This window comes from Streptomyces sp. CS113 (assembly GCF_002188365.1).
Taxonomy (GTDB): domain Bacteria; phylum Actinomycetota; class Actinomycetes; order Streptomycetales; family Streptomycetaceae; genus Streptomyces; species Streptomyces tendae.
The window spans coordinates 8,155,968-8,169,121 of record NZ_KZ195574.1 but is presented as its reverse complement, the minus strand read 5'-3'; the positions used below and the strand labels follow the sequence as shown (position 1 = coordinate 8,169,121).

Annotated in this window: 11 protein-coding genes; 6 read left to right on the top strand and 5 right to left on the bottom strand. The window is 74.9% G+C overall.

Annotated features, from left to right (window positions below; translation table 11 throughout):
• Positions 1–46: 46 nt before the first annotated feature.
• The 3 genes from B9W62_RS36910 (at position 47) to proP (ending at position 3,775) form a co-directional block, all read left to right on the top strand.
• Positions 47–643 (top strand): 3'-5' exonuclease, encoded by a 597-nt coding sequence (locus B9W62_RS36910; protein ID WP_087811249.1) that lies wholly within the window; start codon positions 47–49, stop codon positions 641–643.
• A 158-nt stretch (positions 644–801) separates the two neighbouring features.
• A complete protein-coding gene (locus B9W62_RS36905) occupies positions 802–2,139 on the top strand; it encodes a lipase family protein (RefSeq protein ID WP_087811248.1) in 1,338 nt (445 codons plus the stop codon).
• Positions 2,140–2,287: 148 nt separating this feature from the next.
• Positions 2,288–3,775 (top strand): glycine betaine/L-proline transporter ProP, encoded by a 1,488-nt coding sequence (proP, locus tag B9W62_RS36900; RefSeq protein ID WP_087812278.1) that lies wholly within the window; start codon positions 2,288–2,290, stop codon positions 3,773–3,775.
• On the opposite strand, the gene B9W62_RS36895 is transcribed toward proP, so the two are convergent.
• Positions 3,739–4,677, bottom strand: coding sequence for an EamA family transporter (locus B9W62_RS36895; RefSeq protein WP_087811247.1), 939 nt, complete (start codon positions 4,675–4,677; stop codon positions 3,739–3,741). The two genes, proP and B9W62_RS36895, sit on opposite strands and share 37 nt — an antisense overlap.
• A gap of 215 nt (positions 4,678–4,892) precedes the next feature.
• Here B9W62_RS36895 and B9W62_RS36890 point away from each other — a divergent pair, with 215 nt between their 5' ends.
• The gene (locus B9W62_RS36890; protein WP_087811246.1) at positions 4,893–5,642 is read left to right on the top strand and encodes a hypothetical protein; all 750 of its coding nucleotides are present in this window, start codon (positions 4,893–4,895) and stop codon (positions 5,640–5,642) included.
• Positions 5,643–5,647: 5 nt separating this feature from the next.
• Here B9W62_RS36890 and B9W62_RS36885 read toward each other — a convergent pair whose 3' ends face one another.
• The 4 genes from B9W62_RS36885 to crtI are packed head-to-tail and all read right to left on the bottom strand — an operon-like array spanning position 5,648 to position 9,753.
• Positions 5,648–6,136, bottom strand: coding sequence for an MSMEG_6728 family protein (locus tag B9W62_RS36885; protein WP_087811245.1), 489 nt, complete (start codon positions 6,134–6,136; stop codon positions 5,648–5,650).
• A 16-nt stretch (positions 6,137–6,152) separates the two neighbouring features.
• Complete coding sequence (locus B9W62_RS36880; RefSeq protein ID WP_087811244.1) at positions 6,153–7,175, bottom strand: DUF5914 domain-containing protein; 1,023 nt, start codon at positions 7,173–7,175, stop codon at positions 6,153–6,155.
• A complete protein-coding gene (locus tag B9W62_RS36875) occupies positions 7,172–8,239 on the bottom strand; it encodes a phytoene/squalene synthase family protein (protein WP_087811243.1) in 1,068 nt (355 codons plus the stop codon). Before B9W62_RS36875 ends, B9W62_RS36880 begins: the two co-directional genes overlap by 4 nt.
• Entirely contained in the window at positions 8,236–9,753 is a 1,518-nt protein-coding gene (crtI, locus tag B9W62_RS36870; RefSeq protein ID WP_087811242.1) for a phytoene desaturase family protein, read from the bottom strand. Before crtI ends, B9W62_RS36875 begins: the two co-directional genes overlap by 4 nt.
• Positions 9,754–10,079: 326 nt before the next feature.
• Between crtI and B9W62_RS36865 the strand changes: the two genes are divergently transcribed.
• Positions 10,080–11,282 carry a lycopene cyclase family protein gene (locus B9W62_RS36865; protein ID WP_087812277.1) on the top strand — a complete coding sequence of 401 codons (1,203 nt, stop codon included), beginning with the start codon at positions 10,080–10,082 and terminating at the stop codon, positions 11,280–11,282.
• A 282-nt stretch (positions 11,283–11,564) separates the two neighbouring features.
• On the top strand, positions 11,565–13,136 hold the full coding sequence (locus B9W62_RS36860; RefSeq protein WP_087811241.1) for an FAD-dependent oxidoreductase: 1,572 nt from the start codon (positions 11,565–11,567) through the stop codon (positions 13,134–13,136).
• Positions 13,137–13,154 lie beyond the last annotated feature (18 nt).

Below are 13,154 nucleotides of genomic sequence, written 5' to 3'. Positions count from 1 at the left end.
GGAAAACTGGGTGCCCCGTGGTTCCGCGCCCCCGTACCGTGCCGCCATGGACCGGCGCGCAACGGACGGGGGCCGCACGGGCCTGCTGAACGTCATCGACCTGGAGGCCACCTGCTGGGACGGGCAGCCGCCGCCCGGCGAGGTGAGCGAGATCATCGAGATCGGCCTCGCCGTGGTCGACCTCGACGCCCGTGAACGGGTGGCCCGGCACCGGATCCTGGTGCGGCCCACCCGCTCCCGGGTCAGCGCCTTCTGCACGGAGCTGACCGGCATCACCCGGGCGGAGGCCGACCGCGGCGTGAGCCTCGCCCGGGCCTGCGACACGCTGGTGCGTGCACACGGCGCGGGCGCCCGGCCCTGGGCGAGCTGGGGCGACTACGACCGCAAGCAGCTCGTCCGCCAGTGTGCGGCCGACGGGGTTCCCTACCCCTTCGGCCACCCGGCCGAGCGCACGCACACCAACGCCAAGGCCGTCTTCGCCGAGGCCCACGGGCTGCGCCGGCGCCCCGGGATGGCGCGGGCCCTGGAGATCGCCGGGCTGCCGCTGACGGGACGGCACCACCGGGGCGTGGACGACGCCTGGAACATCGCGGCGCTGGTGCTCCGGCTGGCCGATCGGGGCGCCTGGCCCGGCTCTTGTTAGACGCGACGTCAAGTTACTGAACCGTAATGAGTCAGGTGCTACCCGTGGTAACCCCTGTCCGGTTACGGTCCCGTAACCCCACAGGAGCAGCGCGACCACGGCCTCGACCCCACGGGACCGCGGACGACCGGATCCGGCCCTTCCCCAGGAGGTTCGCCATGCCCCCACGTCCCCGCATGCTCGCCGCGGCCATCGTCGCCGCCCTCGCCCTCGGCGCCCAGGCCGCGGCGGCCGCGGCAGCCGACAACCCGGACGGCGACGCGGCGACCACGACGTCCCGCGGCGTCGAGATACCCGCCTTCTACACCCCGCCGTCCGAACTCCCGGGCGCCGACGGCACCCTGATCCGGCATGAACCGCTCCCCCTGGCGCTGAGCCTGCCGGGCATCGACGGCCCGCTCCCCGGCCGGGCGACCCGGCTGATGTACAAGTCCACCGACGCGAACGGCGAGCCGGTCGCCGTGACCGGCGCCTACATCGAACCGGCCGCGAAGTGGCGCGGCGACGGGCCGCGCCCGCTGGTCGCCGTCGCGCCCGGCACCATGGGCCAGGGCGACCAGTGCGCCGCCTCGATGGCCCTGGAGCACCCGCTGCGGCTCAACGGGCAGACGGTCTCGGTCGGTTACGAGGACCTGTCGGTCTACCGGCTGCTGCTGCGCGGCGTCGCCGTCGTCGTCACCGACTACGTCGGCCTGGGCACCACCGACCGGCTGCACACCTACGTCAACCGGGTCGACGGGGCACACGCCGTACTGGACGCCGTCCGCGCCGCACGCTCCCTGGACTCGGCGTCCGTCACCTCCGAGTCCCGGGTGGGTCTGTTCGGGTACAGCCAGGGCGGCGGTGCCACGGCGGCCGCGGCCGAGCTTCAGCCGTCGTACGCCCCGGACGTCCCGCTGGCCGGCACCTACGCCGGAGCCCCGCCCGCCGACCTCACGCAGGTGACGAAGGCGATCGACGGCAGCGATCTCGCGGGCGCCCTGGGCTGGTCGCTCAACGGCTTCCTCCAGACCGAGCCGGCCCTGCGGCCCATCGCCGACCGGTACATCAACGAGGCGGGCCAGGACGCGCTGAAGGACCTGTCGACCATGTGCGTGGGCGACGCGCTCTTCGGGTACGGCGGCGACAGCAGCACGGACTGGACGAAGACCGGGCAGTCGATCAGCGACGTCATCCGCGCCGAGCCCGCGCTACAGGCCTTCCTCGCCGAGCAGCGCATCGGCTCGCTCAAGCCCGCGGGGCCGGTCCGGGTGGCCACCGGCACCAGCGACGACCTGGTCCCCCACGGGCAGGCCCGCCGACTGGCCGTCGACTGGTGCGGCAAGGGCGCGCAGGTCACCTACGTCCCGGTGCTGCTGCCGGGCGTGGGCAGCGGTCTGCTCAACCACTTCGCGCCGTTGCTCACCGATCAGGGCAACGCCATCTCCTGGCTGACCGACCGGCTCTCCGGCGAGCCCGCCGGCTCCAACTGCTGGAGCATGCCCGTACAGCCCTGAGCCCCGGCCCCGTCGCGGCCCCGGCATGCGCCGACCCCGGATTCCTGCACAGAATTCGCTCAGGCGAATCGTGGCGGAGCGACGGAGAGGCGACGGTGTGGTGGAGGCGAAGCCCGACGGCGGGTCCGGTCCCCCGGGCGGGGCGAAGATGCCGAGCACGATCGCGCACCTGCCGCGGCAGGTGCGCGAGGAGCTGACCCGCCGGCTCCGCCGCACCAGGCGGGCCTTCCGCGAGGAGGACGTCCAGGTCGTCGAGGCACCGCTGCTCAAGCGCGCGGTCGGGGCCTCGGCGCTCGGGAACTGCATGGAGTGGTTCGACTTCGGCGTCTACAGCTACCTGGCCGCCACCATCGGGAAGGTCTTCTTCCCCGGCGCCTCCCCGGCCGCCCAGGTCATCTCCTCCTTCGCCACCTTCGCCGCGGCCTTCGTCGTACGCCCGCTCGGCGGCCTGGTCTTCGGGCCGCTCGGGGACCGCATCGGACGGCAGAAGGTGCTCGCCACCACCATGATCATGATGGCGCTCGGCACCTTCTCCATCGGCCTGATCCCCAGTTACGCCACCATCGGCATCGCCGCGCCGATCCTGCTGCTGCTCGCCCGAATGGTCCAGGGCTTCTCCACGGGCGGCGAGTACGGCGGCGCCACCACCTTCGTCGCCGAGTACTCACCCGACCGGCGGCGGGGCTTCCTCTCCAGCTGGCTCGACTTCGGCACCTTCGTCGGCTACGCCCTGGGCTCGGCGCTGGTCACCGTCCTCAACCTGGCGCTGACCGACGCCCAGATGCTCGACTGGGGCTGGCGGCTGCCATTCCTGATCGCCGGCCCGCTCGGCGTCATCGGGCTGTACATGCGGCTCAAGCTGGAGGAGTCGCCCGCCTTCCAGCAGCAGCTCGACGAGCACGAGAAGGGGCTGGCCCAGGAGTCGGCGGGAAGCGAGTTCAAGACCATCGTGCGCGAGCACTGGCGGCCGCTGCTCGTGTGCATGGGCCTGGTGCTGCTCTACAACGTCACCAACTACATGGTCACCGGCTATCTGCCGACGTACCAGACGGAGACCCTGGACCGCTCCAGCGGCTTCGCGGACGTGCTGGTGCTGATCGGCATGGTGTGGATCGTGCTGCTGATCACTTTCCTCGGCCGGCTCAGCGATCACGTCGGCCGCCGCCCGCTCTACGCCACCGGCGCCGCGGCGATGATCGTCCTCGCCGTCCCGGCGTTCCTGCTGCTCAAGTCGGACGGCGTCTGGGCGCCGGTCGCCGGGGTCCTGCTGCTGTCCACCCTGCTGGCCTGCTTCGCCGCGCCGAGCGCCGCGACCCTGCCGGCGCTGTTCCCGACCGCCGTGCGCTACGCCGCCATGGCCATCGGCTTCAACTTCGCCGTCGCGGCCTTCGGCGGCACTACTCCGCTGGTCGCGGAGGCGCTGGTGAGCATCAGCGGCGACGAGCTGATGCCCGCCTACTACCTGATGGCCGCGGGCGCCATCGGCCTGGTGACGGTGCGGTTCCTGCCCGAGAGTGCCCAGGTGCCGCTGCGCGGCTCGCAGCCCATGGTCGGCTCCCCGCAGGAACAGCGCGAACTGATCACCACCTCGAAGGACCTCTACAGCTTCTCCAAGGACCGCTCCGGCGCCCTGTGACGCCGTGCCGCGGGCCGCCGTCCGCGCACGAGCGGCAGTGCCGCGCCCGACCCCACGGCGACCCCGGCGAAGACCAGGGCGCTGCCCACGGCCTGGGCGGCGCCGTAGGAGCCGGTGCCGACGAGCGGTGCCGTGCAGGCGGCGGCGACCGGGATCAGCCCGGAGTACAGGGTGGCGCGCTCGGCCCCGATCCGCTGCACGCCCATGTACCAGCACACGAATCCGACGACGGTGACCACCACCGCCTGCCACAGCAGCGCGCCCGCCTCCACCGCGTCCGGCCGGCGCAGCCAGCCGGACCCGTCGGCCAGGACGCCCACAATCGCCGACTCGGCCGCCGCGATGCCGCACACCACGGTGGACAGCAGGCGCGGGCCCAGGGGCCGCAGCACGGGCACCGCCAGCACCGCGAAGCCGACCTCGCCGACCAGCGCGCACACGGAGAAGGCGATACCCGCGCCGTCGGTACGCCCCCAGCCCTGGACCGTGAAGGCACCCACGACCACGAACAGCGCCCCGTACAGGACGGCCCGTTGCGGCCCGCGGCCCTCCAGGAGGGGGACGACGACGGCGACCACCACGGGGGCGCAGCCCACGAAGACGCCGGGTACCGCGGGCTCCGCCGTGCGTTCGGCCGCGAGGACGGCCAGGTTGAAGCCGACCATGCCGACGGCCGCGAGCAGCGCGAGGCGCACCCACCGCCCGGCGCCGAGCGCCCGCAACCGGGCCGTCGCGCCGGGCCCGGCCAGCGGGAGGAGCAGCAGGAAGGCCAGGCCGTAGCGCAGGAACTGGCCGCCCGCGTACGGGTAGTCGCCGAGCAGGCTGTTGGCGGTGAAGGACCCTCCGACGAGGACACAGGCGAGCGCGGCGAGCAGGGCCCCGCGCGTGGTGGTGGCGTTCATGGCGACGACGCTAGAGAGCGCGGCGGCCCGCCACGGGGTCCACTTCGCATGCGCTGTCGGGGACCAATCGACGACCGGCGCACTCACCGGCTCGTCACGACTTCTCCACCACGTGCATGTCACGACGATCGCGGGTAGTCGGAAGGTCCCGGTGTCAACACATCGGTGAATCACGGGATTTGACGGCAATGTTCAGACATGCGGAAGGACGTGCAGTGCGTACCAGCAAAGTGGCAACCGCCGTGGCGGCCGTGAGCTTCTCCGTCGCATTACTGGCCGGCTGCGGCGGCGATTCGGGTGACGAGAGCAAGCCGTTCGACGGGCAGAGCGCGGACGACATCGCCGCGAAGGCCGTCGAGGCCACCCGGCAGGCGAAGTCCATGCACGTGAAGGGCGACACCCGGCTGGAGGACGGCAGCACCGTCACCATCGACGTCTCGGTCGACCAGGAGAAGAACTGTCAGGGCACCATCGGCACCGGCGAGACCAGCGCGGACGTGCGGCACACCGACGCGACCCTCTACCTGCGCGGCGACGAGCAGTACTGGCGGACCGCCCTGAAGCAGCAGCCCGGCGCGGCGCAGAAGATGGCGCCGAAGCTCCGGGACAAGTGGGTGAAGATGCCGGCGAACGACGCCTCGACCGCCGGAGTCTGCGACAAGCAGGGCTTCATCGCCGCCATGGACGAGGACGAGTCGGAGCGCCGGGGCATGAAGCGCGGCTCCACGACGGAGGTGAACGGCACGCAGGCCCTGGAGCTGACCAAGGACGCCTCCGGCGGCGAGAAGCTCACCCTCTACGTCGCCACGGAGGGCGAACCGTACATCGTGAAGACCACGACCGAGGGCGGCAAGAACCCCGGCAGCGTCACGTTCAGCGAGTACGGCGAGACGGTGGACCCGCAGCAGCCGCCGGCCGGCGAGACGGTCGACTTGAAGGAACTCGCGGGCGAGCAGCGGACCTGACCGGGCTACGCGTCGCCGCCCGCTTCGCCGCGCTCCCGGTCCGAACGCGGCCACACATAGGGCAGGTCGTCCGGGACCCCGGGGAACAGCGCGGCGTACACCTCGGGGTCCTTGCGGACCAGGGCCGAGCGGTGGCTGCGGTGGAAGGCCGCGTCGCCCAGCCAGGGCGGCAGTTCCCCGGCGGCCGCCAGCTCGGGCTGGTCGCGCACCGGCTCGCCGGGTCGGACCTCGGCGAGCCCGGCGACGAGTGAGGCCGCGCAGCTGTCCTGGTGGCCCTGCTCGCGCCAGACCCGGCAGATGTCCAGACCGTAGCGGACCAGTGCCTCCTCGTAGCCCGCCCACATCCGCACCGCCGGGTGGCGGCGCCAGCCGTAGCCGGGGACGGTCAGGCCGCGCAGCACCTGGAGCGCCTCCACCCGCTGTTTGCCGAGGCGGCGGCGGTCCAGGGCGAGGGCCGAGTCGTGGAAGCCGGGATGGGGCAGGAAGGTCTGCATGCCGGTGCCGCTCCGTTCAGCCGGGGAAGAGACCGCGGGCGCGCAGGTCCGTGCGCCGTTCGGCGTAGGCGAGGTCGTCGCGCCACAGGCGGCCGGCGGCGGCGTGCATCAGCGGGCGCAGGACCGGTGCCAGCCGGCGGGCCAGCGGGAAGCCGGGCCGGTCCGAGGTGGCGAGCACCGCCTCGACGACCGCGGTGCGCGGCCGGCCGCTCCCGTCGGGTCCGAGCGGCGTGGCATGGCTCTCCACCACCGACCCGGTGCCCTCGCCGTCGGTGATGCGCATGACCACGGTGCGGGGTTCGGGGGCGGTGAACTCGGCCCGTACGGGGACGACCAGACGGCCGGTCAGCCGGAAGGAGACGTCGACGAGGAAGCGATCGCCGCTCCCGTCGTCGCGCGGGGCCTCGCCGGGCGCCTCGACGACGGTGAGGTCCACGAAGGAGTACGGGTGGAACCAGGCTCCGTGCCACGGGTCGAGCCGGTTGGCGACGACGTCCTCGGGCTCGCAGGCCCCGACCCAGCGCCAGACGGACGTCAGGGCCGTCGCCCTCGGCGGCCGGGCGGGTACGAAGGGCGCCTCGGTCGGGGGCTCCTCCCCCGCGGTGTCCAGCCGCACCCACACCAGGACGCCGTCGTCGTGCACCGGCAGGGGTTCCCAGCCGGCGAACGGGGCGCCGTCCAGGGTGAGTCCGTGCCAGTGGCACACGAGGGTGCCGCACCGCACGGGGCTGTCGGCCAGCGGGGCGCCGAGGTGGGGGCAGACGCCGGGGCCGCCCACCAGGCGTCCGTGCGCGTCCCGCCAGACGACCACCTCGACGCCGCAGACGGTGCCGGACAGCGGACGCTTCGGGCCCGCGTCGGTGCTCGCGCCGAGGACGTACCAGTTGCCCGAGGGGCGTGCCAGGGCACGTGCGAGGGCGCCCGCGATGACGGCGGGGCGCGCCTCGCGCCAGGTCGGCCGCTGGTGCTGCCAGGGGACCGCGTGGCGTCGCAGTCGCAGGGGCAGGCGTCCCCGGCGCGGGCGGGGGTGCGTGCTCATCCGGGCTCCTTCGCGTCGAGGGCACCGCAGGGCGCCGGCGCGGGCGTGCGGGCACGGCGGGCGCCGAGCCGGGCGGACAGGACCCGTACCAGTCCGTCGGCCGCGACGCTCGCGCGGCGCCGGCGGGACACGACCGCGCGCCGGTGCAGGACCGCGTACCCGCTCTCGGCGATGGCGTCGAGGATGTTCCGGTACAGCAGGTACGCGGTGCGGATGCAGGGCCGTGCGACGGGGTCGAGCATGGCGAGGCCGGGCTCGGCCTCGCGGTAGACGGCCCGGGTGAGGTCTTCGGCGGCCCGCAGCGCGGCCGTGACGCGCGGGTCGCGGCGGCCGGTGTGCCTGCTCCAGAGCAGCAGGTCCCGGTGGACGCCGTGCGCGGCCAGCAGGTCGGCGGGGAGGTAGACCCGGCCGCGGTCCAGGTCCTCGCCGACGTCCCGAAGGAAGTTGGTCAGCTGGAAGGCGACACCCAGGGCGGCGGCGTGCGGGGCGGCCAGGGCGCGGGCGGTCACCGTGCCGAGGACGGGCAGCATCTGGAGGCCGATGACGGCGGCCGAGCCGTGCATGTAGGCGCGCAGGTCGGCGTAGGTGGCGTAGTCGGTGACCGTGAGGTCGGCGCGCATCGAGGCCATGAAGTCGGTGAAGTGCGCCGCTTCGATGGCGTACCGGTCGGCGGTGTCGGCCAGGGCGAGCACCACGGGTTCGTCGGTCGGCTCGGCGCCGGTGAGCGCCACGGGTTCGTGTGTCGGTCCGCCGCCGGTGCGCGCCACGGGTTCGTCGGCCGGTCCGCCGCCGGTGAGCGCCTGCCGCAGCAGGCGGTCGAGGCGGGTGAGGGCGGCGGCGCGCTCGGCCGGCGTGGTCTCGGCCCCGGTGTCGTCGACGATGTCGTCGGCCCACCGCGCGAACCCGTACAGGGCGTGCACGGCCGGTCGGCGGTCGGCGGGCAGGAGCCGGGTGGCCAGGAAGTAGGTGCGTCCGTGGCGGGCGTTGAGGAGCCGGCAGCGGGTGTAGGCGGCGCGCAGCCGCGGATCGGTGATGCCGGCCGCGTCGAGTTCCCGCCTCGTCATCGGTGCCCGCCTCCGGCCGCCGCGGGGCGGGCCCGCGTTCCGGTGATGCGGGCGGCGGCCAGCTTCCCGGAGATCAGGACGGTCGGTACGCCGACGCCGGGGGTGGTGCCGCAGCCGGCGAGGACGGCGTTGTCGGTGCCGCGCACCAAATTGCGGGGGCGGAAGGGCCCGGTCTGGGCGAAGGTGTGGGCCACCGAGAACGGGGTGCCGGCGGCGTGCCCCTGGGCCGTCCAGTCGGCGGGGGTCACCAGGCATTCCTGCTCGACCGCGGCGGCGATGCCGGTCAGCCCCCGGTGTTCCAGGGTGGCGAGCAGGCGGTCGCGGTAGCGCGGCGCGAGGTCGCTCCAGGCGCGGGCGCCGGGGCCGATGTCGGTGTTGGGGCAGGGTGCGAGGACGTAGTGGAGGTGGCGGCCCTCGGGGGCGAGGGTGGGGTCGTGGGCGGTGGGCCGGGTGATCAGCAGGGACGGGTCGGTCATGAGGGTGCCGGTCCTGGTGAGTTCGTCGAAGGTCCGGCGCCACGCGGCGCCGAAGGAGAGCGTGTGGTGCGCGAGGTGCGGCCAGGTACGGGTGGTGCCGGCGTGCAGGACGACGGCGGAGGGCGCGTGCCGCAGGGCGAGGGGGCGGCGCGGGCGGCGGCCCAGCAGGCGGTGCGCGACGGGCAGTTCGGGGGTGAGGACGACGGCGTCGCACGGGATGCGCTCGTGGTCGGTGACGACCGCGGTGACACGGGTGCCGGACCGCTCCAGGCGGGTGACGTCACGTCCGAGGCGCAGGTCGGCCCCGGCGTCGACGGCGGCAGCGGCCATGGCGCGGGGCAGGGCGTGCATACCGCCGCGCGGGAAGTACACGCCGGCGACGGTGTCCATGTAGGCGATGACGGCGTACGCGGCCAGCGCGCGGGCCGGTGCGACGCCGGCGTACAGGGCCTGGAAGGAGAAGACCCGCTTGAGCCGTTCGTCCGTCAGGAACCGCCCGATACGGGCGTCCAGGCGGCCGAAGCCGCCGAGGGCGGCGAGCCGGGCCAGGTCGGGGGTGAGCAGGCCGAGCGGCGAGTCGAAGTTGGCGTCGATGAACCGGCGCATCTGTACGGCGTAGAGCCGGCCGAGCCAGTCGCGCAGCCGCCGGTACCCGGCCGCCTCCCGGGCCCCGGCGAACCGTTCCACCTCCGCCTCCATCGCGTCGGCGTCCGTGTGGACGTCCAGGGCGGCGCCGTCGGCGAAGCGGGCGCGGTAGGCGGGGTGCAGGGGCAGGAGTTCGACGCGGTCGCGCAGCCGCTCGCCGACGGCCGCGAAGGCCTCGTCGGCCAGGTCCGGCATGGTCAGCACGGTCGGGCCGGTGTCGAGGTGGTAGCCGCCGAGTTCGCGCCGCCCGGCCCGGCCGCCGGGCAGCGGTTCGCGTTCCACGACGGTGACCCGCCGTCCCGCGCCCAGCAGGTGCAGGGCGGCGGACAGCCCGGCGAGCCCGGCCCCGACGACCACGACGTGGTCGGTGCGACCGGGCACCGTCCGCGTCATCGCGCGCTCCGGAGCGGGGGCGGTTCGTCCGGCCGGTGGTTGCCGTGCTCGACCGTGCTGGCGCGCATCGCGGGTCCTCTCGTCTGGTCGGCGTCATGCCTTCCCCCGTCGCTTCCGGCGCGACGCCGCCGGGGCCGGTTCCCGTCGGGCAGTCACCCGCCCGGCGGTATCGCGTCCCTGGACGGGTACCCGTGTCGCGCCGTCCAGCGCGCCGTATGTCCACGGAGGGCGTCGGGCGGAATACTCCGCCGAACCGGAGTCGACTCGGGCGAATCTAACCTAACCGGGTCGAATCGGAACGACGGACCGACGGGATGGAGGCGGGCGTGCTCGACGCGGACATCGTGATCGTCGGTGCGGGGGCGGCCGGCCTCTCCCTGGCGCACCGGCTCCCGGCGCGGGCGCCGTCCGGCGCGGTGTCCTCCGTCGTGCTGGTCGATCCGCCGCCGGGGCCGCTGCGGCCGCCGCGTCGCACCTGGTGCTTCTGGGAGACCGGGCCCGGCCGCTTCGACCGTGCGGCGACGGCGTCGTGGGAGTGGCTTCGGGTACGCGGCCGGGACGGCAGGGTCGTCCGGCGGCACCTCGCGCCCACCCGCTACAAGATGATCCGCTCGGACGACTTCGAGGCGCTGGTGGCACGGGACCTGAAAGACCGTCCGGGGCTGCGGCGCGTCGAGGCCACCGTCGGCGCCGTGACCGCGCTGCCGGACGCCCGCGTGCGGGTGGCGGCCACGGACGCCGCGGGGGCGGCCCTCGACCTGCGCGCCCGCTGGGTCTTCGACTCCCGTCCGCCGGAGCGGCTGCCGGCCGCCCGCACCCGTCTGCTCCAGCACTTCCGCGGCTGGTTCGTCCGCACCGACCGGCCGGTCTTCGACCCGGAGGCGGTCGACCTGATGGACTTCCGCACCGCGCAGCCGGCGCGCGGCCTGTCCTTCGGCTACGTGCTGCCGACCGGACGGCACACCGCCCTGGTGGAGTACACCGAGTTCGGCCCGGCGCCGCTGACGACCGAGGCGTACGACCGCGCGCTGGAGGACTACACGCGCCGTGTCCTGCGCACCGGCGCCATGGAGGTGCTGTCGACCGAGCAGGGGGTCATCCCGATGACCGACGCCGTGTTCGACCGGCGGGCCGGGGGCTGCGACCGGATCTTCCGGATCGGTGTCGCGGGCGGCGCGACCCGGGCGTCCACCGGCTACACGTTCGCCGCCGTGCAGCGGCAGTCCGAGGCCGTGGCCCGTGCGGTGCGCGCGGGCCGCCGTCCGGTGCCCCCTCCCCCGCATCCGGCGCGGGCCCGGCTGATGGACGCGGTGCTGCTGCGCGCGCTGGACACCGGCCGGGTCGACGGCCCCGACCTCTTCTTCCGGCTGTTCGACCGGGTACCCGCCGATCGGCTGCTGCGCTTCCTCGACAGCCGGTCGCGGTGGCACGAGGATCTCGCGGTCGGCCTGCGCGTCCCGGTCCTGCCGATGCTGCGCACGGCGGCCGAACTGCCGTGGCTGCGCCGCCGCCACCTGCCCCTGCGCTGAGCGCCGACCCACCCGGGAGCTTCCGATGCCCTTGCCACCCGCCGCCACACCGACCGCCGCCCCGGCCCTCGCCCCGGGCCCCGGGACGGCCCCCGGGACGGACCACCACCGCCGCCGCCCGCCGTTCCCAGGACCGGGCCGCCCGGCCGCCCCCCGCCGTCACGCCTGCGGGTGGCACGGCGCCCGCCGAACGGGCCTCGGGGCGCACGGTGGCAGCGGGCGTCGCGGTCCGCAGCCGGTCGGGGTCCCGCGAAGTGGCCTCGCACGCACCGGCGGTGCGCGGTGATCCGGCGCGGTGGGGTCGGGGCGGAGGGCGGGGCGCGGCTGCCGGGGCGGGACCGGCGGGCGCGGGTGCTGCGTCCGGCGGCGGGTCGGGAGCGGGTCGCGGGCGCTCCGCCGTCGGTGGCGGTGGTCGGCGGCGGAATCGCGGGCCTCGCGGCGGCGACCGCCCTGGCGGAACGCGGGGTGCGGGTCGTCCTGCACGAGCGTGAGCCCGTGCTCGGCGGCCGGCTCGGGGGCTGGACGACCGCCCTGCCGGACGGCACGCCGGCCACGATGAGCCGCGGCTTCCACGCCTTCTTCCGTCAGTACTACAACCTGCGGGCCCTGTTGCGCCGCTGCGATCCCGGCCTCGGCATGCTGACCGGCCTGCCCGACTACCCGCTGCGGCACAGCAGCGGACTGCGCGACAGCTTCCGCCGCGTCCCGCGCACGCCCCCGTTCAGTGCGCTGGCCTTCGTCGCCCTGAGCCCCAGCTTCGGACCGCGCGACCTGACGGCCCTGCGGCCCTCGGCCGCGCTGCCGCTCCTGGACGTCCGCACCCGCCGCGTCCACGAGCGCCTGGACGACGTCAGCGCCCACGAGTTCCTCGACTCCCTGCGCTTTCCCGCGGCCGCGCGGCACCTGGCCTTCGAGGTGTTCTCCCGGAGCTTCTTCGCCGACCCGCGCGAGCTGTCCGCCGCGGAGATGGCGCTGATGTTCCACATCTACTTCCTCGGCTCCAGCGAGGGGCTCCTGTTCGACGTGGTGCGCGAGCCCTTTCCGCGGGCGCTGTGGGACCCCCTGGCCGGGCATCTCGCGCGGCACGGGGTCCAGGTGCGCACGAGCACGTCCGTCGAGGCCGTCCGGCCCGGTCCGTCCGGCGGTCACCTGGTGGTCGACGCCGCCGGGGCCCGGCCGTACGACGCCGTGGTGCTCGCCCTGGACGTCGGCGGGCTGCGGGGCGTCGTGCGCCGGTCGCCGCACCTGGGCGACTCCGACTGGCGGGCACGGGTGGCACGGCTGCGGAACGCGCCGCCCTTCCTGGTCTCCCGGCTGTGGCTGGACCGCCCGGTCGCCACCGGCCGGCCGGGTTTCCTCGGCACGAGCGGGTACGGCTCGCTGGACAACGTCAGCGTGCTGTCCCACTGGGAGGGCGAGGCGGCCCGCTGGGCGGCGCGCACCGGCGGCAGTGTCGTCGAACTCCACGCGTACGCCGTGCCGTCGGGGGCCGTGCGGGAGGTCGAGGAGAAGCACCTCGTCGACCAGTTGCACCGCGTGTATCCGGAGACCCGTCGGGCCCGGGTGGTCGCGGCCCGGCACGAGTGGCGGGCGGACTGCCCGCTGTTCACGGTCGGCGGCTACCGCGACCGCCCCACGGTCCGCACCCCGGACCCGGCCGTCGTCGTCGCCGGGGACCTGGTCCGCACGGACCTGCCCGTGGCGCTGATGGAGCGGGCCGCGACCTCCGGGTTCCTCGCCGCCAACGCCCTGCTGGAGCGGTGGGGCGTGCGGGGCGAGACGCTGTGGACGGTGCCCGACCGGGGCCGGTCCGCGCCGCTGCGGGCCCTGGCGCGGCGCTTCGGGGCACACTGACGGGGGCGCACCGCCCGG